A 23,835-nucleotide genomic window follows, 5' to 3' on the forward strand; every position below is an offset into this window, starting at 1 on the left:
CCCTGCGCGGCGAGCTCGCGCGGCGCTGGGGTATGACCCGGCAGCCGGTGATCGCGGGCGGAGCCGGCGACAATCCGGCCGGCGCCGTCGGCATCGGCGCGATCCGGCCGGGAACCGCGTTCATATCGCTGGGAACCTCGGGTGCCCTCATGGCACCGACCAACAAAATAGCCGCCAACCCCGACCGCGCGGTGCATACATTCTGCCACGCCATTCCCGACATGTGGATTCAGGCCGGCGCGATCCTCTCGGCCGCCTCTTGCCTCGCTTGGATCGCGCGCCTGTTCGGCCTCAGCGAGGCCGAGCTGCTGGCGCCGCTTGGAGCGCGCCCGCAGGCGCCGTCGCCTGTGAGCTTCCTGCCCTATCTCGCAGGCGAGCGGACGCCGCACGACGATCCCGCCGTGCGCGGCATGCTGGATGGTCTGAGCCATTGCACCGATCGCGGGACGATCGTGCAGGCAGTGCTCGAGGGCGTTGCCTTCGCGCTTGCCGATTGTCGCGACGTGCTCGCGGATGCCGGCATTGCGATTGCGGAAGCCGATGTCATTGGCGGTGGTTCGCGGTCCCCATTCTGGCTCTCGGTGCTGGCAAACGTGCTGAATGTTCCGGTCCATCGCTTCGTTGGAGGTGAGACCGGCGCCGCGTTCGGTGCGGCGAGATTGGGGCGGCTTGCTGTCACCGGTGAGGCAATCGCTGCCGTATGCACGCGGCCGCAGCGCATCGAGACGTTCGAGCCCGACGGTGAACTTGTCGATAGCTATGCCGGGCGGCTTCGCGCATGGCGCGAACTGTATCGGCCGCGCCACTAGCTGGCCCAATCTGGATTTCCATACCTCGGTATACTCGCCTTCGGTATTGCCCTGCGTCACCCGCTTTTGTTTAATGACCAAACCGCGCTGACAAAACGATTGAGACGCGGGTAGGAAACGCATTGTGCGCGGGAGGCACGATGAACGATCCGATCCTCGAGATGCGCGAGGTCTCAAAATCCTTCTTCGGCATCAAGGCGCTGCGGGCCGTCGATCTCACCGTCTATGCCGGCGAAATTCATGCCCTGATGGGTGAGAACGGCGCCGGCAAGTCGACGCTGATGAAGATCCTGTCCGGTGCCTACCGGCCTGATCCCGGCGGCGAGATCCGCATTGAGGGCAGCCCGGTGCGGATCGAAGGCCCGCTCGGCGGCCGCGCGGCGGGCATCTCCATCATCTATCAGGAGCTGTCGCTCGCTCCCAATCTCAGTGTTGCCGAGAATATCTACTTGGGGCGGGAGATATCACGATCAGGTTTGCTGGCGCGCGGCGCGATGCGCGAGGGCGTCGGCCCGATCCTGAAACGACTGGGTGCAGACTTCCTGCCATCGACGCTGGTGGCGCATCTGTCCATGGGCCAGCGGCAGCTGGTTGAGATCGCGCGTGCGCTGCATGCCAGATCAAAGATCCTGATCATGGACGAGCCGACCACCGCGTTGTCGGCCGGCGAGAGCGCGCGGCTGTTCGCGCTGATCCGCCAGCTTCGCTCCGAGGGGCTTGCCATCATCTACATCTCGCATCGCATGGATGAGGTCTACGCCCTCGGCGACCGCGTCACCGTGCTGCGCGACGGCAGGCTGGTCGGGTCGCTCGACAAGCCTGAGATCCGCGCCGACACCATCGTCCGGCTGATGGTCGGGCGTGACGTCTCCTCGTTCTACAAGAAGGATCACGATCCGGAGGCGGGGCGGGGGCATCCCGTGCTTGCAGCGATCGACATGGCCGATGGCCAACGCGTGAAGGGTTGCTCGCTGACTGTGCATGCAGGTGAGGTGGTGGGGCTTGCCGGCCTGATCGGTGCCGGTCGCACCGAACTTGCGCATCTCATCATCGGTGCCGCACCGAGAACATCGGGCCGTCTCGAACTCGAGGGACGTCCGATCGACATCCGCAGCCCCGGCGCGGCACTCGAGGCCGGCATCGCCTATCTGACCGAGGACAGGAAGGCGCTCGGCCTGTTTCTCGACATGTCATGTCTGGACAACATCAATCTCGCAGTGCTCGCGCGCGATGCGAAGCTCGGCTGGTTTCTGGATCGCGACAAGGCGCGCGAGCGCGCCGACCGGGCCTTTGCGGGGCTCAGCATCCGCGCCGCCGATGTCGCCGTCCCCGCCGGCGGCCTATCCGGCGGCAACCAGCAGAAGGTGCTGCTGTCGCGGCTTCTCGCCATTGCGCCGAAGGTTCTGATCCTCGACGAGCCGACGCGTGGCGTCGACGTCGGCGCCAAGTCCGAGATCTATTCGATCATCGACAATCTGGCCAAGGCCGGCACCGCGATCCTCGTCATCTCGTCCGACCTGCCCGAGATCATCGGCATCTGCGACCGCGTCATCGTGATGCGCGCCGGACACATCGCCGGTGAGATCAGGCGCGAAGCTGCGGCTCCCCTGAACCAGGAAGACATCATGACGCTCGCCACGGGGATGGAGCAACTCGATGCATGACGGCTCTCCGAAGGTGGACACGGCCACAGCTGCCGGCCTTGCGGCTGCGCAAGAGACGAAGCGTCAACGCATAAGGGTGCTGATCAGCGCGCTCGGCATGCTGCCAGTGCTGTTGATCCTGTGCGTCGGTTTCCATTTTCTGTCCGAGGGCCGCTTCTTCACCGGACAAAATCTCGGCATCGTGTTGCAGCAGGCCGCGGTGAATACCGTGCTCGCCGCGGGCATGACCTTCGTTATCCTCACCGGCGGCATCGACCTCTCGGTCGGCTCGATCCTGGCGGCCTCCGCGATGGCCGGGTTGACGCTCTCCAAGCTACCGGAGCTAGGGATGCTGTGGCTGCCAGCTGCGCTGCTCACGGGTCTTGGCTTCGGCGTCGTCAATGGCGCGCTGATTGCGCTCCTCCGCCTGCCGCCTTTCATCGTCACGCTCGGCTCCCTCACTGCTGTGCGGGGCCTAGCGCGACTGCTCGGGGCCGATACCACCGTGTTCAATCCGTCCATTCCCTATGCCTTCATCGGCAACGGCTCGCTGACGCTCGTTCCCGGCGTCGCCTCGATCCCGTGGCTCTCGGTGATCGCCTTGCTCGTCATCTTCGTCTCGTGGCTGGTGCTGCGCCGGACCGTGCTCGGCGTGCATATCTATGCGGTGGGTGGCAATGAAAGCGCGGCGCGGCTTGCCGGCATCAAGGTCTGGGCCGTGCTGATCTTCGTCTACGGCGTTTCCGGACTTTTCGCCGGACTCGGCGGCGCCATGCAGGCGGCGCGGCTCTATGCGGCCAATGGCCTCCAGCTCGGCCAATCTTACGAGCTCGATGCGATCACCGCCGTGATCCTCGGCGGCACCTCGTTCGTCGGCGGCATCGGCTCGATCTGGGGCACGCTGGTCGGCGCGCTGATCATCGCCGTGCTGTCGAACGGCCTCATCCTCATCGGTGTCTCCGACATCTGGCAATATGTGATCAAGGGCCTGGTGATCATCGGCGCCGTGGCGCTGGATCGTTACCGGCTGCAGGGTTCTGCCAGGACTTGAAGGGCTCGGCGCGCACCTGGAGTGCGCATGGCGTGATGCGAGGTTCCGTTGCGGCAACTGGTCTGCCGTGCCGGGGATGAAGACAGACCAGGGAGGAAGCTAATGTTGAAGACAATCATGCTCGCCGGCGCCGCGATGGCGCTTGCCCTAAGCACCGCGCCATCCTTTGCCAAGGAGCTCAAGTCGATCGGCGTCTCGCTGGGATCGATGGGTAACCCGTTCTTCGTCGCGCTGTCGAAGGGCGCCGAGTTCGAGGCGAAGAAGACCAATCCCAATGTGAAGATCACGACGGTCGGCTTCGAATACGACCTCGGCAAGCAGGTCACCCAGATCGACAATTTCATTGCCGCCGGCGTCGACCTGATTCTGTTGAACCCTGGCGATCCCAAGGCGATCGGGCCGGCGATCAAGAAGGCGCAGGCGGCTGGCATCGTCGTCGTCGCGGTCGACACCGCGGCGGAAGGCGCCGATGCCACCGTGACCACGAACAACGTGCAGGCCGGCGAGATCTCCTGCCAGTACATCGTTGACAAATTGGGCGGCAAGGGCGACGTCATCATCGAGAACGGGCCGCAGGTCTCCGCCGTGATCGACCGCGTCGTCGGCTGCAAGAACGTCCTCTCGAAGAATGCCGGCATCAAGGTGTTATCCAGCGACCAGGACGGCAAGGGCTCGCGCGAAGGCGGTCTCACCGTCGCGCAGGGCTATCTGACCCGTTTCCCCAAGATCGACGCCATCTTCGCCATCAACGATCCGCAGGCGATCGGCACTGATCTTGCCGCGCGCCAGCAGAACCGCAGCGGCGTTGTCATCACGGCGGTCGACGGCGCACCTGATATCGAGGCCGCGCTGAAAGATCCGCAGTCACCGCAGATCCAGGCGTCGGCTTCGCAGGACCCGTTCTTCATGGCGCGGCGGGCGGTGCAGGTTGGGGTCGGCATTCTCAATGGCCAGAAGCCGGCCTCGACCGTCGAGCTCCTGCCTTCCAAGCTCGTGACCAGGGACAACGTCGCCGAGTACAAGGGCTGGACGTCGGATCGTTCTCAGTAGAACACCGTCCCTGCCGGGTGCGCGCGACACACGAAACGACGGGCGGCGTCTTGACCCACGCCGCCCGTTGGCCGAGCCGCGAACACACGCGCGCTGATCGGCTGTAAGAGCGCAACAACGCGCCACAACGGACCTGTTCAATCATCCGCGCTAGCAGGCGACGGAGGGATTGGTTCGCGGAGCGAAAGCGGTCGATGGAAATTTGCTCGCGAAGGCATGGGCCTTGGGTTGAACGCGCGATCCGTCGATCACCTCGAGGCGGCCGCAGCGGTTCAGCGTGTGCAACTTTCGGCCGGGCCATGCCGGCCCGGGCTTGAGCGAATGGCGGACGATCTGCTTGAATGTCGTCGGCGACAGTTCGACGATTTCCGCTAGCGCGAGCGCTGCGCCGTAACCGTCGGCACAATCCTGGACCGGGCGCCACAATTTGTTATCGATGGTGACGAAATTCCCTGCCGGTCGCGTGCTCGCACGATCGATCAGGACCGGATTGCTGGCATGGGGCAACCACGGGCCCAAGAGCCGCTCGGCGTAATAGATGGCCAGCGAATCGGAATAGCCGCCTGTTCCGTCGCGCCAAGCCCCAAACAGATAGTGCAAACCGTTGTGCTGCGTGATCGTGACATCGGCGAGTTCGAGGCCGGAAAGCAGCGTCGCGTGACGCTCCCATTTGTCCGGAAAACGAACGCATTTGTAGAGCGCGACGTCGCCGTGAACCGAGCTCTCCGGGATCATCCACAATGCGCCATCGTTCTCGATCAGAAACGGGTAGGAGAGGTGCCAAGGCTCCTCCAGCACCGGCACGACGTCTCCCACCGGGCCCGCATCGTTGAATTCGATCGCGGAAATGATCCCCTTTCCAATCCGGTGATCGAGATCTTCGAAGAAGACGAATGTTCGTCCCTGCCACGTGATGGGAAACGGATCGGCGTAGAAGCGATGGCCGGGATCGGCAAGGACATTCCAGCCTGGTCCCGATAGATTTCCGGTCTGCCAGACGCCCGCACCGTCATTGAAGCGCCATCCGATATGCCAATGCGGGGCATAGCAACAGAGCCGATAGATTTCCTTGGCGATCGATACGGCGAGGCCGCGCGCAACGTACGCCGCCGGCTGCCGGCCGGTGTGATTTCCGGCGGGGCGTGCCAGCTGCGGCACGATGCGCGGACGTTCCGACAGGATTGCCGCCACCATGGTCAGGGTTCGCGCCATCACCGTTTCGAGCGCGCCACTTAGGCCGGCCGCGATCTCTCCGGAGGGGTGACCGCGATCGAGCACTGTATTGTCGACCTCGTTGACGATGTCGATCACCGGCAGGTCGCCGGCGAGAATGGCGGCGAGCGCTGCATTTTCGCCTGCGGCGCCGTTGAAGAGAGGGCGCAGATACAGCCTGGCAGCGCAGTTGGGGTCGCGCGCGGCGCCCGTAAAATCGACGATCACGTCGGCCGTGCCGGCGCGAGCCTGCGTCCGTTCCGGAATGATCTTCAGCTTGCCGGCGCCGCTGTGCTGGCCCCTGTGCAACACCATGCGTTCGAGTTCGAACAGCGCGTCGAGACCTGTGGGGCGTGACTCCGTCGTTGCCGTCCAGGCGATTTGAAGCGGCACGTCCCGGCTGTCGATCGACAGCGTCTCGCGGTCCATCCACCGCCGCGCATGCTCACGTTCACAGCGAAACTCGATGATCATGTCGAGCCCATCTATTCCAGCGTGCCCCGTCAAATGACTTGGCTGAGAAGCCGAACGTATTCCTCCACCATGGCATCTACCGAATAGCGCAGCCGCAGGCCTTTGGCGTTTTGTCGCAGTTCGTCGCTCAGGGTTTGATCCGTCAGAATTTTCGAAACGGCCGCCGATAGCTTCGCATGATCAGAGGCGTCGACGAAGAGTGCGGTCGGTTTTCCCTCGAAGGACAACACCTCGCGCAACACGGGGAGATCGGTGACGACAGAGGGAACACCGGCGTTGGCGGCCTCGACCGCGGCCAGACCGAAGGTTTCGGCCTGTGTCGGGAATACGAACACGTCCAGACAGGCGAGGAAGTCCGCCATCCGGCGCGGCGGGATCTCGCCGAGCAGATATAGCCTGTCCGATACCTTCAATTCGTCGGCCAGCTGCCTCAGCCGGGCCTCGTCGGCGCCCTGTCCGGCCAGTGCAAGGTGCCAGGATGGTTGATCCGGCAACAGGCGTATCGCCGCATCAAGCCGCTTGTGCGGGTGCAGCCTCGCCGCGCAGCCGAGCAGGATACGATCCGGCGGCAGATTGAATGTCGCTCGTGCCGCGTCCTTCGACAAGGTGAGGGCCTTGTCGTCGAAGCCGTGCGGGACATGCACCATGCGTGACCGATACGCCGCGGGGTAGCGCGAATATTCGCGCTGCATGTCCTTCGAATTGAGCGTGATGCGATCGAAGAAGCCGAGGCTGCCCATGACGATGTCGGCCGTGCGAACGGGCCGGCTCATCGACAGCGCGGACGAAACCTGGTTGGCGATGACGGGCGCGCGGCAGACGAGGCGCGACACACCGGCGCCGATCACGTTGCCAAAATGCTGAAAGGTCAGAACGGCGTCGGGCTTGCTGGTCGTGATGTGGCGGCCGAGCGTCCTCAGCATTCGCAGCAGGGCCAGCGGATTGCCCGGCCGGCTCGAGGCGCAGTAGAACGTATCGGGCGGCTCGTCGAACGAATCCGACTTGCGGAAGAAGAACAGATTGGTGACCCGATAGCCGCGCGCGGTAAGGCCTGCACCGAGCAGCCTTGAGATCTCCTGCGCGCCGGCGTTTTCGGCTTGGGTCTGGACGAGAAGGACGTGGAGCTTCCGTCCGCTGCCGTTGGACGGCGTGAGTGCTGTCGCAGTCGTCTCGCCCAACTCCTTGTTTGGCTGGTAATGGAGCACGGATCCCGACCCACTGAAGAAACGAAGTTTTCACCTTCTTGACCCCGTATCTACCACGCGAGCATCGCGCGGACACCGACTAGCAATAAACGGAGTTAATGCGCAGCCTGCCGGAACGGCATCCTTCGCGAGAGAATTCTGGCAGTTTCCCAAGGGAAGTGAAGCGACCGCGTTAACCAATTGGTCATGGTCGCGCGAGGGACGGGTAACCGCGGATTAACCATAGATATTTACGGTGGAGCAGGCCACTGAACAGTGTTCGCCAGTTGAATCCGAGTAGAGTCCATGACGTTCGGTCGCCGCGCAGACCCGACAAGTTCCGGATCGACCGGCGTTGCCGCGTCGTGGAGCCGGAACTCGTCGAGCGCTGGGGCTGCCGGTGCCGCTGCACGCTTTGGCGATGTGTTCACTGCCGCCGGCGCGCTCTCCTTCCTTCGCGAAAACGCTCGGCGGATATTGGCGCTCGCGCTCGCGATCTTCGCGCTTGGCGCCGTCGTTCTCCTGGTGCTTCCGGTCCGGTTCGCAGCGACCGCGCTGGTCGTCGTCGATCCCCGCGAGCAGCGCGTGACCACGGAGCAGGACGTTCTGCCGGGCATAGGGCAGGATAGCGCCGCGCTGCAAAGCCTGGTCGAAGTGGCGAAGTCCGACGGCTTTCTCGAGCCGCTGATCGAGCAGCTCAAGGTCCGCGATGACGAAGACATTTCCGGCGGCTACACCGCCCCCGCGCGCCTGCTCGAACGCTTCCGCAACCGTCTCGACATTTCCCGTCGCGGGCTGACCTATGTCATCGCCATCCGCTTCACCTCGAACCGGCCGGAGCGGGCTGCCTACTATGCCAACGCCATTGCCGAGGCGTTCGTCGCCAGACAGAGCCGCATTCGCACCGAGGCGACCGACGAGGCTGCCGACTGGCTCGGCAGCCGGCTCAAGACGTTGAGCGATCGGTTGAAGGCGTCGGAGGACGCCGTTGCCACATTCAAGCTCGAGCATAGGATCGTCAACGCCGGCAAGGATGCCACGACCCAGCAATTGCGGGTCACCGAGCTATCGCAGCAGGTTGCCGCTGCGCGCGCGCGGACCGAGGAGGCCAAGGCCCGCTACGAGCAGGCGCAGCGCGACGTGAAGGCGAATATCGAAGGTCCCATCAAGCAGGATCTCTTGAGCGCGTTGCGAGCCCAGCGGTCGGCCCTCAATGATCAAATCGCACAGAAGCGGGCGGTGCTCGGCGATCGTCATCCCGACCTCGTGATGTCGTACGGCCAGCTGAACGATCTGAACAGGCAGATCGAGATTGAGCGGACCAAGGGCATCGACACCGCGAAGTCGGAATATGAGGCCCAGCGCGATCAGCAGAAGGCTCTGGAAGGCCAGATGAAGGCGGCTGAATCGCAGCTTCTGGTCGACGGGCAGGCTCTGGTCCGGCTCCAGGAGTTGCAGCGCGACGCTGAGGCCAACAGAAACATCTACGAGCAGTTCCTCTCGCGGTCCAAGACGACGAATGAACAGCGCCTGTTGCAGAGTTCTCAGACCAAGGTCGCCTCGCCCGCTATTCCGCCGCTTCGCTCGACCCTTCCGCCGCTGTCTTTGCTGCTCGCTGCGCTCGCGATCGGTTCGCTGCTGACATCGACGGCGGTCGTTGCCGCAACGGGACGCAGATCGGACAAATCCGTTCCGGAGGTTCGCGCCCCTGATCCGGCTCCGCGACAGTCCGGGGCGTGGTCACGTCCGCCTGTGTGGGCCCGCGTTCCCGACCTGACCCCTGGCGAGGTCCCGAGAAACGTCTGGCAAGGTCCGGTGTCTGCAACGAGTGAGCTCGATCTCGGTCCGCATCTGCGTCCGCTGCTCGACATGCTGGAGAAATTGCCGGGAGGCCGGGGCAAGGTTGCGCTTGTGATGTCGGTCGGGAAACGGGCCGGCGGCAACACCGTCGCACGGTCGCTGAATCGGTGGGCGCTAAATGGGGGAAAGCTGAGCGTTCTGATCCGGGTCGAGCCGGATCTCGGTGGTGCCGCGACCAGCCTCGCCAAGGCGCCGGCGGATGGCGCGACCACGGCGGATTTTCGCAGCATCGACGAGCTTCTGAACGTCAGCAAGGGGCCTCAGTCGTCGCCCGCAGACGATATTCGTTCAGAGTTCGATCTGATCGTCGTCCATGCCACCTCTCTGGCCTTGCAGCCGGAGGCGGCGGCGCTGGCCGCTCATGCTGATCTCGTCATCCTGGTCGCCCGCGAAGACGCAATCGATTCAGCCGCAATGCGCAGGGTGACGGCCGCGCTCTCACGCTTTGGCGGCGTGCCGACCGGGATCGTCGTCAATCGTGTGCCTGCAGACCCGTCGTCGGCTCAACGTCGGGGTGAAGCGCTCGGCCTGGCTGGTTGACGGGCGTTCCGCAACGCGCGGCCGAGCCGTGCCTGCCGCCGTGAACCGGAGGCTAGTCGCCCGCGTCGGCGCCGCGCACAGCATAGGTGCCGCGTTTCGAGCCACCGAAGCGCAAGAGCACGAGAATTGAAGGATCAACCCCGGTTCGCCTGCGACAGAGAACGTTGAGCGCGATGGTCGCAAGCGCCAGCGACACCGTGGCCGAGATCGCTGCGCCAAGCACGCCGAGCCAGGGAATCAGGACGAGAAATCCGACCAGCCGCAACGCCACATTCGCCGCGACGACGGGGACATAGATGCGCTCATGGCCGGTGAGCTGCAATATCGCCGCAGAGGGACCGCCCGCTGCCTGAAACGCCGTTCCGATCGCGAGCACGATCAGGACCCAATGCTGTGCGGCGAAGTGGGGTCCGAAGAGGTTGAGAAGATGGGGGCCGCCAATCCAGATCAGGAAGAGCCCGCTGACCACGCAAAGCGCGGTCACTTCCGCCATCAGCTGCAGCGTCCGCTCGAATTCCTGAAGGTTCTTGCTGAAGTGCAGCGAAGGAAGCCGGCGCGCGCCGAAACTGTACAGCGCAGCCGACAGCATGGCGAAGATGTTGGCAAGGCGCGAGGCGGCGAAATAGATGCCGGCGGTCGCGGGATCCAGCATCCAGTAAACCAGAATGACGTCGAAATACTGGTTTGCGGCTTCGAGGACGGAGGCGATCCAGAAATGAAGCGCGCTCGATCTCCAGCGGCCCGTCTCGGACCGCGCCGCCGTGCCGCGGAGATCCGGCAGAGCTCGCGCGATCGAAACGACCTGCGCGACCAGGCCAACCGACATCGCGATCGTCATCACGGCGAACAATTCGGCGGGGTCGAGTTGGCGATGGCCGAACATGATTGCGAGCAGAAACAGGACGACGCCGACCCGCCAGAAGAACTCCCTGTTTCCTTCCCCCATGAGGATGCTGACCAGCGAGCGCGCAACCTGGCTGCCGAGCATCACCCCCGCATTCACGGCGGTGTAGGCGGACACGGCGAGGATCAGCAGCCACCAGTCGCCCTTCACGTTCGCCGCGATCGCGATTGCACCGATCACAACCAGCATCGCGACAGAGGAAAGCTTCAGGCTCGACAGCAGCACGCCCTTGGTGAGGTCGGGCCGATTTCCCACCTGATACTCGTTCAGGAAGCGTACGAGGAGCGATTCCTGGCCGACCAGGCCCACGACCGATGCGATCTGGGCGACTGAAAGCCAGGTCGCAAAGATGCCGAACCCATCGGGCGACATCGTTCGTGCTGCAAGCGAGAACAATGCAAACGCGAGCGCGCCGCTACCAACCTTGAGGAGGATGGTCCCGACGACACCGCGCGTCACGTCGCGCCGCATGAACTGGATGATGGATTCGATCATGAACGTTAAGGAGCAACTCTCCCCGGAAGAGCTACGTGCCGATACCGGCGCCAGCCTAGCATGCCGAAAAACCGCGAGTGTTAATGAGCGGCCTCGAGGATCTCGCCGGCCACGACGACGTCGCGGCCAGGTCAGTTGCTTCACGGTGGTACATCGCCGTCTCCATTGTCCCACATAGAGCAAAGCCCGGCTCGGCCGAATGGCGGCATAGGGCCGCATCGACGGCCGAAGACAGCACGATCAGCCGTTTGAATGCGGAATGGCTCGCCGGAATGGCCGCCGATCTGCCCAAAACGCGGACTTTGCAGAGTCTCCTGAGCAAAGCTCGTGCCGGGACATCGCAGCTCCAGATCAGTCCTCCCTTCATTAACCTCGATCTCCGGAAATGATCGCGTTTGGCCCTGCGATGCGACATCAGGCGAGAAAATTGCAGATGGAGCCACGTTAACCGTGGGAGCCTGGATATGACGACGGACAGAACCGTGAGCGAGCCGGTTGCCGCTACCGGGAGCGCGATGAACGCGACGGACGTCGCGATCGTCGGCGGCGGCCTTGCGGGATCGCTGGCGGCAGCCGTTCTTGCGCGGGCGGGGCATCGCGTTGCGCTGATCGACAAGCGCGCGGTCTATCCGGACGAATTCCGGGTCGAAAAAATCGGGGGCCCCCAGCTGGAGGCGTTCCGCAGGCTGGGCTTCATCCGTGGTCTCGAAAGCGCCGCCTGTCCATACGATCGCGTGCTCAATATCAGGGAAGGTAAGGTGGTCGATGTCAGCGTCGGCCAGGCTTACGGGCTTCCCTATGCTGATCTCGTCGCGATGATGCGCAGCCGGTTACCTGATCCATCCAGTCTGATCGTCGACGAGGTCACTGCGATCAGCTGTAGCGACGACGTCCAGCATCTCGAGCTCGCCTCCGGACGGCGCGTCACTGCGCGCCTCGTCGTTCTGGCCACGGGCATGGCGGGAGTTCTCGGCTACAAACTCGGCATCAGGCGGCGCGTGCTGGCCGCTGGCCATTCGGTCTCGTTCGGCTTCACGATCGCCCGCCGCGATGGCGCGTCGTTCGATTTCAAGGCGCTGACCTGTTACGGCGAACGTACCGCGGACGGCGTCGACTACCTCAGCCTGTTTCCTGTACGCGCGGGTATGAGGGCGAACCTCTTCATGTTCCGCGACCCGGCCGATCCGATCATGCGCGATCTGCGTCGCGAGACGGAAGCGACGGTTCTGCGCCTGCTGCCGGGATTGCAGACCTATCTCGGCGATTTTCGCGTGATCGACCGGATACGGAACTGGGTGATGGACCTCTCCGTCGTCGAGGGGCACCTTCAGCCCGGTGTTGTGCTCATCGGTGATGCGTTCCAGACCAACTGTCCTGCCGCCGGAACCGGCGTTGCGCGCCTGCTGGTGGACGTCGAGCGTCTTTGCACCGAATATGCGCCGCGGTGGCTCATGACTCCCGGCATGAGCCGGGAGAAGATCTCCGAATTCTACTCCGATCGCGACAAGGTCGCGGCAGACCAGCAGTCGCTGAAGATGGCGCGATTCCGCCAGGCCCTGACCTCGCGCGACGATATCGGCTGGGATGTGCGGCGGCGGCTGCACTTCCTGCGGCGCAGTATCACCCATCGGGTCGATCAAATGCGGCCAGGCTGGCTCGCGCATGTTCGCAGCGCACTTCGTGCGTGAGTGCTGCGGCAGTCGGCGCCTCGCGCTCGTCAGCGTGTCGGCGTTGAGGTGCGGGTCGGCAGGAGCCTGAACTCCGACATGCGCTTGGCGGCCAGTTTGAGCCAGGGAGCCTGCTTCAGCGCGAACAACGCGACGGCGCCTGCGGTGCTGCCGGCCTGCGTGACCGCCCACATCGGCGATGGCTGCCCGCCGAACAGTTTCTTGTACGGCTCGTCACCTATGGTGAAGTCGAGCATCTGGTCCCCGCGCTCGATGCAATCCCTCGCCACTTGCTCGAACATCAGCGCACCCAGGGACTGGCTCTTGTATCCGGCAATGTCGAAGGCGCTCATGATGACGTGGAAGGTGTCGCGGTGGTACAATCCCAGCACGGCGGCGATCACGTCGCCGTCCATCTTCATGGCATAGAGCCGCACAAAGGAGCCGAGGCCGCGAAGCGCCACCTCGGAATAGAAGTCGAAATATTCGGGGCGCTGGAGCAGGTCTCCGTCGCCTTGTGACTGAAATCGCGGGCCGCGAAATTTCCGCATCACCTCCAGCGCTTCGATCGTGGAGGCGCCGTCATTGCAGCACGAGAAGCTCAATGCGCCCTTCTTCTGCAGCTGACGATACTTCTTCGCGAGCTCCTTCTGATAGGAGCGATCCATCGCACTGGCCCGCCATTGCTCGAACGGCGCGATGAGAACGGTCGCGTAGGCATTGGTGTCTATCGAGACCCGGCGGGGTGCAGCCAGCAGGTTCTCGATCGGAAGCCGTCCGTCGGGAAGCTTGGTCATTCGGAGCAGGTCGAACGGGCGGAGGAGGCCTCGAAGCTCCGCGCATGCGCTCTCGTCCGCGAGCAGTTGGGAGAATATTGTCGGGCTGCAAACCGGCGCCAGATAGTCGGAGACGCGGAGATCGGCGAATTCCACGGTCCGTATCGGACCACGCCGGATCCGCAGCAGGGGCAGCACCATTGCAAGGGCGCGCGTCGTGCGGTGACGGACCACGACAACCAGTGGGGCTGCCCCCGCATGAGATGCCAGCCTGGTGTAGAGGCTGTGCAGCCAGACTGGATGCTGGAACACGGTGGCGGCGGAATTGTCGAACAGTTCTACGTATTCCGGAGATAGAAAGTCGAACGCGTGCTCGATCGCGATATCGAACGTGCTGCTAGATCTGTTCATGCGCAACCAAGGAAACCAGACAATTCGTGAAATTCGATCGAGCTCGATCCGCGCTTTATAGCAGGGTCGTTACGGGCGAGACACCGGCGGGGTGAGATTTGCATTAATGTGCCGCGCCGGGTCTCTTATCGTTACCAAATTCTTAAACTCCGGTATCGCGTGGGCTGGGAGCGCCGGAGGTCGACCGCGCTAGCAAATTATTAACCGCGCTTAAGGAAGGTCGGTTCATGGCCAGCCTGCAGACCGAGGTGGATTCCGGGGCACTCGAGAGCGCGTTCTGGGAGACGCGCAGCGTTGGCGTTGAGAAGATTGCTAGAATTGCAATCAGCTGCTCGATCACCATCAATGTGGTGGCATCGATGGGCATCTTCAACGCCGCGCTCCTGCCGCCGGAGCTGAGCTTTGTGCAACAGGCTGTAGCGCTCCTGATGTGGGGCGTCCTCATCTACGCAAGTGCATTCGTGCGCCCGCGCCTCCGCTTGCAGTTCAATCCCGATTTGATCGCGCTGCTCGCATTCTACACCTTCGCAGTCATTTCGGTGTTCTGGTCGAGCCTGAGCGCGGCAGCGCTCATGAAGAGTGCGGCGCTTGCCATGACGACCTTCGGCGCATTCTGTCTCATCACGCGTATCGAGATGGACGAGATTGTGAAGGCCACGGCCCTTGGCCTGTTCATATTGGTCGCCGCATCGGCCTTCTGTGCGCTCGCCGTGCCCGATATCGGGATAGACCAAACCTGGATGCACAGCGGTCAATGGCAGGGCGTCTATGAATCGAAACAGACGCTCGGATTCGTCGGCGCGTATCTGATGTTTTTTGCCTGTTATCTTAAGATGAAGGGGCAGGGGTGGTCGACGTTCCTCGTCGTGTTCCTGCTGGCCTCAACCTGCGTCCTCGCGTCGGAATCGCGCGGTGCCGGTGCTGTTGCCCTGGCGGCCTGTGCACTGCTCTTGACGTCGATGTGGTCGGTCGGCTGCATGAGGGTCTATGCGGTCCTGCCGTTCGTCATGTGCATCCTGGCCGGTATCCTGTTTCTCTATTTTTACGTGACGGGCTATGACGCCATCCATGTCGGCGATGCGACCATCGATTTCACCGAGCGAACGTTCATCTGGCACTACGCCATCAGCCATTTCGACGACGCACCGCTGCTCGGCTTCGGCATCAACGGTTTTTGGACGGTCCCGTCGATCTACGATTATTTCGAGCAGAACCACGGCTGGGTGCTCGACAACTATCACAGCGGCTACATCGCGATCCTGATGGAAACAGGGTTTCTGGGATATGTGCTTTTCGCTGCGAGCGTTGTTCTGTTCTCGAGCAAGATTCTCCATCTGATTTCGACCAGATCCATCGATCGTTCGCACTGCGCTCTCATCATCGGATTTGTCGTGCTCAGCTTTCAGACCAATTTTACGGAGACGACATTCCTCCGTTCGACGATGTTCACGTCGGTGCTGCTCGTCTCGTTCTTCTTCGCGACCTGCAGGCCGGTGCCACCACAGGCCGATTTCCAGTCCTTGCAAATGGACGCAAGATGACCGTCATGCGCGCTCGGTGGCCGGGGAGCGTCATGCTGGCAGCAGCGGCGCTCTTCGTTGCATCGCTCTTCTCGGAGGTCCACGGAGCCGAGCGGGCCAATTCCCGCGACGTGCCGAAACTGGGGCGCGGCATCAATATTCTCGGCTACGATGGAATCTGGGAAGGCGGCCAGAACTCGCCCTTCCGTCTGGACAATTTGACGGCGATCAAGAAGGCCGGGTTCTCGCACGTCAGGATCAATTTCTTCGGCTTCAAGTTCATGAGCCCGGAGAATGTTCTGGATGAGATCGTCCTGAGGCGGCTTGATGTCGTCATCGAGGAGGTCCTTGCGAGGGGCCTCATTCCTGTCCTCGACGAGCACGATACCCACATTTGCCAAAGCGACGTTGCCGGATGCACTGAAAAGCTCGAGTCGTTCTGGCGGCAGATATCCGAGCGCTATGCCGGGAAGTACCCCACGCTTGTCTTCGAGGTCCTGAATGAGCCTGGTGGGCACATGACGTCCGCCAGCTGGAATTCACTGCTCAACGAGTGTCTCGGCATCATCCGCCGTACCAACCCTGAACGGCCGGTCATCGCTGCCGTTCTCAACACGGATGATATCCCTGTCGATGAGCTGGCTCTGCCGGCCGAGGACAGGAACCTCATTGTTACGTTTCACTACTACGCGCCCATACGGTTCACGCACCAAGGTGCACCATGGTCTGCAACTTTCTCGAAAATCGGTCCCCTGGATTGGGGCACTCCGGATGACGAAGCGAAAGCCGCCGCGGATTTCAGGAAGATGAGTCTCTGGGCGGAGAGAGAGAAGCGCCTCCTTTATCTCGGAGAGTTCGGGGTGTACGAGCGCGCGCCGTCCGACAGTCGCTTGCGATACCTCTCCTTCGTGGCGAGAAGCGCCGACAGACTTGGCTGGTCATGGGCCTATTGGCAGTTCGACCATGATTTCGCGGCCTTCGACAGTGCGCGTCAGGCCTGGAAGCCGGGCATCCTGCGCGCCCTGATCCCGCCGCCGCGGTGAGGCGGCGGCAACGGTTCCCCCGCGTCATGCATCAGCGTCAGAAATTCGCAGCCATTGCAGCGAGGCGTTTAGAGGCCCGTTCTCGGGCGGCTTCAATCGATTGCCGCGGCCCGATGGTCGGCCCGATCGCGACGAAATGGACATCGTTGAAGCCAATGAAGCGCAGGATTTCCCGCAAGTAGGGCGTCGCCATGTCGATGCGGCCGCGGTTCATGCCGGTGGAAAAATCGCTGCCGCTGGCGAGGACCACCAGCGTCGGCCGGTCCTTTAGCAGCGGGACATACCCCTGCGACGGATCGAAACGAAAGGTGAGCCCAGGCTGGACGATGATGTCGATGAACTGCTTCAGCTTGTAGGGGATGCCGAAGTTCCACATCGGCGTCGAGATCAAGACCCTATCGGCGAGTGAAAAGCGCAGCGCCATGCGCTCGGCCTCGGCAAAACCGGCGCGTTGGGCATCGCTGAAGCCCTGACCGTCCATGCGGGCGTATTTGGCCTCGACGATGGGACCAGCGAACTCAGGCATCCGCTCGCGACAGAGATCCATGACGTCGATGTCCCAATCGGGATGGACCCGACGAAAGTGCTCAATGAAGGCTAGCGCGCCGGCACTCGATTCCGAGTCGGGGCGGGGCGAACAGGAGAGGTGCAGGAGCTTCGGCACCGCGCGTCATCCCAGGGCCCTGATGACCGTATCCGCCCTGGTCACGACCGCGACGTTCTGCATGGCAAAGTTGATCGAGGCGTTGTGCCAGTCGGCGTTCATGGTCGAGCAGCAATCCTCGGGCACGATCATGAAATAGCCCTTGTCGGCGCCGGTGCGCGCCGTGTGTTCGACCGACATGTTGGTCCAGGCACCGGTATTGATGATCATGTCGCGCCCCGTCGCTTTCAGGATCGTCTCCAGTCGCGTGCCCTCCCACGCGCTCATGCGCATCTTCTCGACGACGAAGTCGCCGGGCCGCGGCTCGAGGCCAGACACCGGCGACGCACCCCAGCTTCCGCGCACCATCGCCTTGCTGTCGACGAGGCCCTCGAACAACGGTGCATTCAGCGTGACCCCGGGCGCGCCGGGTTCGACGATGAACCAGACATGGATGATGGCGACGCCGCGGGCACGCGCGGCCTCGGCGAGGCGGCGGACGTTCTCGATCACGTGCTGTTGCCGCGCATGCCCGGGGGCGCCGGACTCGGCGAAGGCGCCGCCATCCATGATGACGTCGTTCTGGAGGTCCTGGATGATCATCGCGCAGCGCTGGGGATCGAGCCGCATCTCGCCCTCGGCGAGGATGGGTGCCGCTGGCGCGGAGCTTGGCGTCGCGCCGCCGCCGCTTCGCCGGCCGCTCATATAGGGCTCGTGCCGCGGGCCGACCTTGGTCGGGATCGCGTACACCGAATGGGTCGATGTCAGATACAGCGTGCGGAAGTCCGGACCGCCCCAGGCGAGATTAGCGACGAGCTCCGGCACGCGAACCTTGCCGAGCAGCTCGCCGCGCGGCGAGTAGATCCAGACCCCGCCGGGCGCGGTGACCCAGACATTGCCGTGCTGGTCGCACTTCATGCCGTCGGGCAGACCCGGCTCGAGCTCGGAGCGGATGCCGCTCGCGAACACGCGCGCGTTCGACAGCGAGCCGTCATTATCGACGTCAAAGACGCGGATGAGCGCCTGCACGGTGTCGTTGACATAGAGCAGCTTCTCGTCCGGCGAGAAGCATAGCCCGTTCGGCTGATCGAACAGGTTGCGGTCGACGACGAGCTTCGGCTCGCCGCCGGGCACGACGCGATAGATGCCTTGAAAGCCGAGTTGGCGCGGCCGCTCGACGCCGTAAACCGGCATCCGGCCATACCAGGGATCGGAGAAATAGATCGCGCCGGAAGAGTGGACGCAGACATCGTTCGGGCTATTGAGCTCTTGTCCCCCAAAGTGCGAAGCCAGCACCTCCCGCCGCCCGTCCGGCCGCTCGCGGACCAGCGACGATGTCGCGTGCTCGCAGACGATGAGGTTGAGCTCGGCATCATAGGTCATGCCGTTGCACTTGTTCGCGGGACGCTTGACCTCCACGACACCACGCCGCGCATCCCAGCGCCGCCGCACGTCGCCCGGCATATCCGAGAACAAGAGGTAGTGATCGATCGGGTGCCAGACCGGTCCTTCCGTGAAGTCGAAGCCGGTGCCAACTTGCGCGACTGGCGCGTACGGGTCGATCAGGGTCTCGAACTCGGAGCGCAAGGTGACGTGCGTCATCGGTCGATATCCTCAGGTCACGTCAGGCGGGGAACCAGTTGCGTTCGGGCAAGGATTGCACGATCGGGCCGGGGACCTGGTCGTGCAGCCGCCCGACGACATTCCCGCCTTCGATCTTGGCGGGACGATCGTGCACGGGAAGGAGATAGCGCGAATTGCTGAGCAGCTTCTTGATCGCCGCCTTTTCCGCGCGCTTGGTGGTGCCGTGGTTACCGGTGGTGCGCGGCTCCCAATCGTGGATTTCGTTGAAGGGCGTGACGATCTGGTCGTTGAAGTCGTAGATCACGTCGCCGCAGATGGTCGCAATGCCGTCGGCGGTGTGAACGATGATGTTCATGGAGCCCTCGGTATGGGCGTTGGCGGCATCGCAATAGACGCCAGGCATCAACTCGATCGGGCCGGTGACCTCGAGATCCAGAAAGCGCAGCGCGCTCTTGGTATGCAGGCGGTCGATCAGGTGCTTGATGTCGGGCGCCGGATATTGCGGATGCATCAGGCCGGAAACAGAATATTCGAGTTCCCTGCGGTTGAGGACGACGGTCGTGTTCATCGGAAACAGATCATCCTTGCCGGCGTGGTCGATGTGCAGATGGGTGTGGCAGACGAAGCGGACGTCGCCCATGCGCACGCCGTGGCGCGCCAGCTGGTTCTCGATCATATTCTCATGGTATTGCAGGCCGCGCATGCCCAGCGTCTCCATGATCTGGTTGGAGCGATAGCCGGTGTCGACCACGACCGGATATTTGCCGCCGAGGATCAGGAAGCCCAGGGTGAGGACGCGGCGCGTGCGGCCGCAGTCGCGGCCGAGCACCAGGAAGCTCGATTCCAGCTCGATATCGCCATAGTCCAGGATCTTGATCTCCAGCGCCATTCGGGTCCCTCCTGCCTTTTTTCTGTGATCGTTACCGCCCGAGCCGGTAGACGCGGCTCGCGGTGGTCCTGAAGATCGCGTCCTGCTGCGCCGGGCTCAACGGCACGGCCGCCGCGCGAAATGCGTCGACGAGCTCGCGATAGCTGGTCCACAATTTCTCGATCGGAAAATTTGAGCCGAACAGGCAGCGCTCGGCACCGAAGATCGCAACTGTATCGGCGAGCACGGCGGCAATGTGTGCGGGATCGTTGCGATGGATGAAGGTGCCGAGCCCGGAGAGCTTTGAGACCACATTCGGGCAGGTCGCAAGCCGTGCCGTGCCGGCGCGCCAGGCGGCGCGGCCTGCCGGCGAGAGATCCTCCAGCATGCCGGCATGCTGGAGAACGAAGGTTACCTTTGGACAGGCTGCGGCCAGCTCTGCTGCCTCCGGCATCTGCGGGGTGAACACCTGCAAATCAAAGCTCCAGCCATAGTCGGCGAGATGCGCGACGTTGCGGCGGACCACTGGATCGGCGCAGAGATCGGGACGGGCCGCAAAGCGGTAGAGCGGGTTCTCGTGCCAGTGCAGTTGCATGCGGACGCCGCGCACGAGCGGATAGCGCTTGAGGCGATCGAGCTGCGGCCGGACGTCCTCGACGGCAAAATCGGCATAGGCGACGATCGCGTGTGGCCAGCCGTGTTCGTCGGCGGTCTGCTGCACCCAGGCGGCCTCGTCCTCGAAGCCCTGGTTGGCCCAGTTGGTCTGCACATACACCGAGCGGGTGACGCCGCTGCCCTTGACGTCGTCGAGATATTCCTGGATCGGATAATCGCGCCGGATCGGTTCATAGGGGCCGAAGATCCGCGGCTGCATCGGGCCGATCAGCCAGGGCAGGTCGGCCTGCCGCCAGATGTGATGATGGCCGTCGACAATATCGGTCACGCCGCTCTCCTTCGTCCCAACGCCAGAATATGCGCGACGATCGACGCGCTCGAACCGCCATCCACGAGGTCATCGACGAAGCGCTCGATGGCCATGAGCGCTTCCGTCTGCGGGCGGAAGGCCGGGCTCGTGGCAAGCGGCGTCAGCCAGCTCAAGCGCCAGGCCCGCCGCGACAATTTCGCGACGGCGTCGCGAAGTGCGCCACCTTCGCCGCGCTCGAGCCCGTCGGAGATGATCACTACGGCGGCGCCGCGCGCATAGCCGCCGAACCGTGGCACGGCGAGAAAGGCCTGCAGTGCGTCGCCGATGCGGGTGCCACCGTCCCAATCGCTGACGAGATGGGCGGCCGCGTTCAATGCCTGCTCGCGACGTTTCAGCCGCAACGGACGGGTGACGCGCGTCAGCCGCGTGCCGAAGGTGAAGACCTCGACATTGGGCGCCGCCTGCACCAGCGCATGCGCGAGCTTCATGTTCTCCTCGGTCCGGCTCTTCATCGAGCCGGACACGTCGATCAGCAGCAATATCTTGCGTGGGCGCTGCCGCCGCTTGAAATGACCGAGCCGCAAGATCTCGCCGTCACTGCGGACAGTATCGCGCAAAGTGCGGCGGAGGTCGGCAAACGGTCCGCGGCGGGTGCGCATGCGTCGGTGGCCACGCCGTCGCGGCAGACGTCGCGGTGCTTCGCGTGCCAGGCGGCGTAGCGCGTCCATGGTCGAACTCACCCCAAAACGGCGCTCGACCAGGGCCTCGGTCCGGGTCGCGGTGAGGCCGGACTCGCTCGCCTCGTCGGAGAGCAGGGGCTCCTCGTCGCCGCGGCCCTCTTCCTGGAGGCGGACCGTCTCGTCGTCCTCGCCCTCGTCGGCACGTTCGATCGCCTCGCTGCCGCGGAAGTGCAGGTCGAACAGCCGGTCGAAGGTGGCACGACGTTCGGGCGGCGGAGCCAGCGTCGCCAGTGCAGCTTGTCGGATATCCTCGATACTATCAGGGCCGAGCAGCTCGATAGCCGCTAAGAACGTCGTGGTCTGCTCCGGCGCCACCGCAAAGCCGTTCGCGCGCAGCAGCGGGACGAAGGCGACGAACACGCGTGCGGCGCGCGGAAGCTGCGGCTCGCTGCTCATGCGGTCGCCTCCGCGAGCATGGCGTCGAGCCGCGGCGAGATGAAATGCAGGTCTTCTTCGTCCTTCAGCGCCACGCCGATTGAGCGTTTGAGCGCGTCCGGCCATCGTGCGCCGCCCTTGTGAAGTAGCGTCGCGGCCTCGGCCCAGTCGACGGCTTCGGCGATCCCGGGCGCCTTGCTGAGCGGCTCGCGCCGCAGCCTTTCGACGGCCGCGACGACCGCGCGTGCCGTGGCCTCGGCAACGCTGGAGGCGCGCATCATGATGATGCGCGCTTCGCGCTCCGCGGTCGGATAGTCGATCCAGTGATAGACGCAGCGGCGGCGCAGGGCTTCGTGCAGATCGCGGGTCCGGTTCGATGTCAGCACGACCACGGGGCGCTCCGCCGCGCGCACCGTGCCGCGCTCGGGAATCGAGATCTGGAAGTCGGAGAGGAATTCGAGCAGGAAGGCCTCGAACTCTTGATCGGCGCGGTCGATTTCGTCGATCAGCAGCACGGTGGAATCGGGTGCGCGGAGCGCCGCCAGCATCGGCCGCTCGATCAGAAACGTCTCGCCATAGATGTCGATGCTGTCGTCGCCGGCCTGGCGGATCGCCAGCATCTGGCGCGGGTAGTTCCACTCGTAGAGTGCGGCGGAGGCGTCGATGCCCTCGTAGCATTGCAGGCGGATGAGGCGACGGCCGAGCACGGCAGCGATGGCCTTGGCCGCTTCGGTCTTGCCGACGCCCGGCGCGCCCTCGAGCAGCAGCGGCTTGCCGAGCGCGAGTCCGAGATAGGCGGCTGTGGCAAGGCCCTCGTCGGCGAGGTAATAGGCCGCCCGCAGCGCTTTCTCCAGCGCCTCGGGGCTGTCGATGCCGACGATGTTGCTGCGAACCGCCACGACGATACCTCTAGCGCCGCGCCTGCGGCCGCGCGCCGCCCTGGGCCTTGATCGCGCGCAGCACCTTCTCGGGCGTGATCGGCAGCTCGTCGATGCGCACGCCGACCGCATTGAAGATCGCATTCGCCACCGCAGGCAGCACCGGATTGGCGCACATCTCGCCGGGGCCCTTGGCGCCGAAGGGACCATCGGGAGCAGGGCGTTCCAGCACCGCGATATCGTGCGGGCAAATATCGCCGGGGCCGGGCATGAGATATTCGACGAAGTCGCGCGGGCCGTGAGTGGGATCGGGATAGTAAGGTTCTGGAGTCTCGTAGAGTGCGTGGCTGACGCCCATCCAGGCGCCGCCGACCAGCTGCTGCTCGACGAGCCGCGGGTTGAGCGCGCGGCCTAGCTCATAGGCGGAGTCCATCCTGACCATCGCGACCTCGCCGGTCTCGTCGTCGACCTCAACCTCGGCGACGAGGCAGGCATGGGCATAACACGTTGCCGGTGACATCTCTCCGGTTTCGGGGTCGACGTCGGACAGCGGGACCAGGAAGATGCCGCGGCCGGAGATGGTCTTGCCCTGCTTGAACTGCGCGGCGATCGCGACATCCTTGGTCGAGATCGAGCGATGCGGCGCGCCTTTGACGTGGATGTTGCCGCGCCCGTCAGTCTCGAGGTCGGCCGCATTGACTTCCAACTCCTCGGCCGCTGCCTCCATCATCACGCCGCGCGCCTCGCGGGCTGCGGCCATCACGGCGTTGCCGACGCGATGCGTGCCGCGCGAGGCGAACGAGCCCATGCAATGCGGGCCGGTGTCGGAGTCCGCCGTGTCGACATAGACGTCTTCGACGGGCACGCCGAGCGTCTCGGCGCAGATCTGGCGCGTCACCGATTTCATGCCCTGGCCGAGATCGATCGACGACAAGGCCACCGTGAACTTGCCGCTGGGATTGGAATGAACCAGCGCCTGGCTGGGATCGCCGCCGAGGTTCATGCCGATGGGATAGTTGATCGACGCCATGCCGCGTCCGCGATGCCTGGTCATCTCAGCGTCTCCTGGTCCCGAACACGGACGAGAATCTGGTGGCGCCGTGCGACGGCGCGGCCGGGCGCGGCGGAGGAGGTGGCGGTGCTGGCGGAGGTGGTTCGCGCGGCGGCTCTCTTGTCGCGGTCA

Annotated in this window: 20 protein-coding genes; 9 read left to right on the forward strand and 11 right to left on the reverse strand. The window is 64.0% G+C overall.

All coding sequences use genetic code 11. The annotated features are described in order from the left end of the window. The 4 genes from CWO91_RS32885 to CWO91_RS32900 form a co-directional block, all read left to right on the forward strand. A partial coding sequence (locus CWO91_RS32885; protein WP_245471454.1) for a xylulokinase occupies positions 1-809 on the forward strand: 809 nt, incomplete at its 5' end. 140 nt (positions 810-949) lie between these two features. Next, entirely contained in the window at positions 950-2,473 is a 1,524-nt protein-coding gene (locus tag CWO91_RS32890; protein ID WP_130219685.1) for a sugar ABC transporter ATP-binding protein, read from the forward strand. Continuing rightward, entirely contained in the window at positions 2,466-3,503 is a 1,038-nt protein-coding gene (locus CWO91_RS32895) for an ABC transporter permease subunit (RefSeq protein WP_130219686.1), read from the forward strand. Before CWO91_RS32890 ends, CWO91_RS32895 begins: the two co-directional genes overlap by 8 nt. A gap of 102 nt (positions 3,504-3,605) precedes the next feature. Beyond that, positions 3,606-4,553: an ABC transporter substrate-binding protein gene (locus tag CWO91_RS32900; protein ID WP_130219687.1), complete on the forward strand. Its 948-nt coding sequence runs from the start codon at positions 3,606-3,608 to the stop codon at positions 4,551-4,553. A gap of 150 nt (positions 4,554-4,703) precedes the next feature. Here CWO91_RS32900 and CWO91_RS32905 read toward each other — a convergent pair whose 3' ends face one another. After that, positions 4,704-6,239, reverse strand: coding sequence for a glucosamine inositolphosphorylceramide transferase family protein (locus CWO91_RS32905; protein WP_130219688.1), 1,536 nt, complete (start codon positions 6,237-6,239; stop codon positions 4,704-4,706). Positions 6,240-6,268: 29 nt separating this feature from the next. Continuing rightward, entirely contained in the window at positions 6,269-7,444 is a 1,176-nt protein-coding gene (locus CWO91_RS32910; RefSeq protein ID WP_130219689.1) for a glycosyltransferase family 4 protein, read from the reverse strand. A 285-nt stretch (positions 7,445-7,729) separates the two neighbouring features. Here CWO91_RS32910 and CWO91_RS32915 point away from each other — a divergent pair, with 285 nt between their 5' ends. Beyond that, on the forward strand, positions 7,730-9,823 hold the full coding sequence (locus CWO91_RS32915; protein WP_130219690.1) for a GumC family protein: 2,094 nt from the start codon (positions 7,730-7,732) through the stop codon (positions 9,821-9,823). Positions 9,824-9,875: 52 nt separating this feature from the next. Here CWO91_RS32915 and CWO91_RS32920 read toward each other — a convergent pair whose 3' ends face one another. Beyond that, the gene (locus CWO91_RS32920; RefSeq protein ID WP_130219691.1) at positions 9,876-11,222 is read right to left on the reverse strand and encodes a lipopolysaccharide biosynthesis protein; all 1,347 of its coding nucleotides are present in this window, start codon (positions 11,220-11,222) and stop codon (positions 9,876-9,878) included. Positions 11,223-11,305: 83 nt separating this feature from the next. Between CWO91_RS32920 and CWO91_RS32925 the strand changes: the two genes are divergently transcribed. Beyond that, the gene (locus tag CWO91_RS32925) at positions 11,306-11,611 is read left to right on the forward strand and encodes a hypothetical protein (RefSeq protein ID WP_130219692.1); all 306 of its coding nucleotides are present in this window, start codon (positions 11,306-11,308) and stop codon (positions 11,609-11,611) included. 75 nt (positions 11,612-11,686) lie between these two features. Next, positions 11,687-12,910 (forward strand): FAD-dependent oxidoreductase, encoded by a 1,224-nt coding sequence (locus CWO91_RS32930; RefSeq protein WP_130219693.1) that lies wholly within the window; start codon positions 11,687-11,689, stop codon positions 12,908-12,910. Between the two features lie 29 nt (positions 12,911-12,939). On the opposite strand, the gene CWO91_RS32935 is transcribed toward CWO91_RS32930, so the two are convergent. Next, positions 12,940-14,076, reverse strand: a complete 1,137-nt coding sequence (locus tag CWO91_RS32935) for a GNAT family N-acetyltransferase (RefSeq protein WP_130219694.1) — start codon at positions 14,074-14,076, stop codon at positions 12,940-12,942. Between the two features lie 227 nt (positions 14,077-14,303). On the opposite strand from CWO91_RS32935, the gene CWO91_RS32940 reads away from it, so the two are divergent. Next, entirely contained in the window at positions 14,304-15,617 is a 1,314-nt protein-coding gene (locus CWO91_RS32940; RefSeq protein WP_130219695.1) for an O-antigen ligase family protein, read from the forward strand. Further along, the gene (locus CWO91_RS32945; RefSeq protein WP_130219696.1) at positions 15,614-16,639 is read left to right on the forward strand and encodes a glycoside hydrolase family 5 protein; all 1,026 of its coding nucleotides are present in this window, start codon (positions 15,614-15,616) and stop codon (positions 16,637-16,639) included. Before CWO91_RS32940 ends, CWO91_RS32945 begins: the two co-directional genes overlap by 4 nt. A gap of 37 nt (positions 16,640-16,676) precedes the next feature. Here the strand turns inward: CWO91_RS32945 and CWO91_RS32950 are convergent, their stop codons facing one another. Genes CWO91_RS32950 through CWO91_RS32980 form a run of 7 tightly spaced genes read right to left on the reverse strand, consistent with a single transcriptional unit; the run spans position 16,677 to position 23,706 of the window. Continuing rightward, positions 16,677-17,303, reverse strand: a complete 627-nt coding sequence (locus CWO91_RS32950) for an FMN-dependent NADH-azoreductase (RefSeq protein WP_130219697.1) — start codon at positions 17,301-17,303, stop codon at positions 16,677-16,679. Positions 17,304-17,309: 6 nt separating this feature from the next. Further along, positions 17,310-18,884: an isochorismatase family protein gene (locus CWO91_RS32955; RefSeq protein WP_130219698.1), complete on the reverse strand. Its 1,575-nt coding sequence runs from the start codon at positions 18,882-18,884 to the stop codon at positions 17,310-17,312. Between the two features lie 22 nt (positions 18,885-18,906). Beyond that, on the reverse strand, positions 18,907-19,755 hold the full coding sequence (locus CWO91_RS32960; RefSeq protein WP_130219699.1) for an MBL fold metallo-hydrolase: 849 nt from the start codon (positions 19,753-19,755) through the stop codon (positions 18,907-18,909). Positions 19,756-19,786: 31 nt separating this feature from the next. Next, positions 19,787-20,677, reverse strand: a complete 891-nt coding sequence (locus CWO91_RS32965; protein ID WP_130219700.1) for an amidohydrolase family protein — start codon at positions 20,675-20,677, stop codon at positions 19,787-19,789. Then, positions 20,674-21,795 carry a vWA domain-containing protein gene (locus tag CWO91_RS32970; protein WP_130219701.1) on the reverse strand — a complete coding sequence of 374 codons (1,122 nt, stop codon included), beginning with the start codon at positions 21,793-21,795 and terminating at the stop codon, positions 20,674-20,676. The genes CWO91_RS32965 and CWO91_RS32970 overlap by 4 nt, the downstream gene beginning before the upstream one ends. Further along, positions 21,792-22,673, reverse strand: a complete 882-nt coding sequence (locus tag CWO91_RS32975) for an AAA family ATPase (protein WP_130219702.1) — start codon at positions 22,671-22,673, stop codon at positions 21,792-21,794. Before CWO91_RS32975 ends, CWO91_RS32970 begins: the two co-directional genes overlap by 4 nt. 10 nt (positions 22,674-22,683) lie before the next feature. Continuing rightward, the gene (locus tag CWO91_RS32980) at positions 22,684-23,706 is read right to left on the reverse strand and encodes a xanthine dehydrogenase family protein molybdopterin-binding subunit (RefSeq protein WP_130219703.1); all 1,023 of its coding nucleotides are present in this window, start codon (positions 23,704-23,706) and stop codon (positions 22,684-22,686) included. Positions 23,707-23,835: the final 129 nt, after the last annotated feature.

Source organism: Bradyrhizobium genosp. SA-3 (assembly GCF_004212635.1).
Taxonomy (GTDB): domain Bacteria; phylum Pseudomonadota; class Alphaproteobacteria; order Rhizobiales; family Xanthobacteraceae; genus Bradyrhizobium.

Bases quoted from the DNA above. Each gene is read 5' to 3' on its own strand.
- CWO91_RS32890 (WP_130219685.1), top strand. From the start codon at position 950: ATGAACGATCCGATCCTCGAGATGCGCGAGGTCTCAAAATCCTTCTTC.
- CWO91_RS32895 (WP_130219686.1), top strand. From the start codon at position 2,466: ATGCATGACGGCTCTCCGAAGGTGGACACGGCCACAGCTGCCGGCCTT.
- CWO91_RS32900 (WP_130219687.1), top strand. From the start codon at position 3,606: ATGTTGAAGACAATCATGCTCGCCGGCGCCGCGATGGCGCTTGCCCTA.
- CWO91_RS32905 (WP_130219688.1), bottom strand. From the start codon at position 6,239: ATGATCATCGAGTTTCGCTGTGAACGTGAGCATGCGCGGCGGTGGATG.
- CWO91_RS32915 (WP_130219690.1), top strand. From the start codon at position 7,730: ATGACGTTCGGTCGCCGCGCAGACCCGACAAGTTCCGGATCGACCGGC.
- CWO91_RS32920 (WP_130219691.1), bottom strand. From the start codon at position 11,222: ATGATCGAATCCATCATCCAGTTCATGCGGCGCGACGTGACGCGCGGT.
- CWO91_RS32925 (WP_130219692.1), top strand. From the start codon at position 11,306: ATGAGCGGCCTCGAGGATCTCGCCGGCCACGACGACGTCGCGGCCAGG.
- CWO91_RS32930 (WP_130219693.1), top strand. From the start codon at position 11,687: ATGACGACGGACAGAACCGTGAGCGAGCCGGTTGCCGCTACCGGGAGC.
- CWO91_RS32935 (WP_130219694.1), bottom strand. From the start codon at position 14,076: ATGAACAGATCTAGCAGCACGTTCGATATCGCGATCGAGCACGCGTTC.
- CWO91_RS32940 (WP_130219695.1), top strand. From the start codon at position 14,304: ATGGCCAGCCTGCAGACCGAGGTGGATTCCGGGGCACTCGAGAGCGCG.
- CWO91_RS32945 (WP_130219696.1), top strand. From the start codon at position 15,614: ATGACCGTCATGCGCGCTCGGTGGCCGGGGAGCGTCATGCTGGCAGCA.
- CWO91_RS32955 (WP_130219698.1), bottom strand. From the start codon at position 18,884: ATGACGCACGTCACCTTGCGCTCCGAGTTCGAGACCCTGATCGACCCG.
- CWO91_RS32960 (WP_130219699.1), bottom strand. From the start codon at position 19,755: ATGGCGCTGGAGATCAAGATCCTGGACTATGGCGATATCGAGCTGGAA.
- CWO91_RS32970 (WP_130219701.1), bottom strand. From the start codon at position 21,795: ATGAGCAGCGAGCCGCAGCTTCCGCGCGCCGCACGCGTGTTCGTCGCC.
- CWO91_RS32980 (WP_130219703.1), bottom strand. From the start codon at position 23,706: ATGACCAGGCATCGCGGACGCGGCATGGCGTCGATCAACTATCCCATC.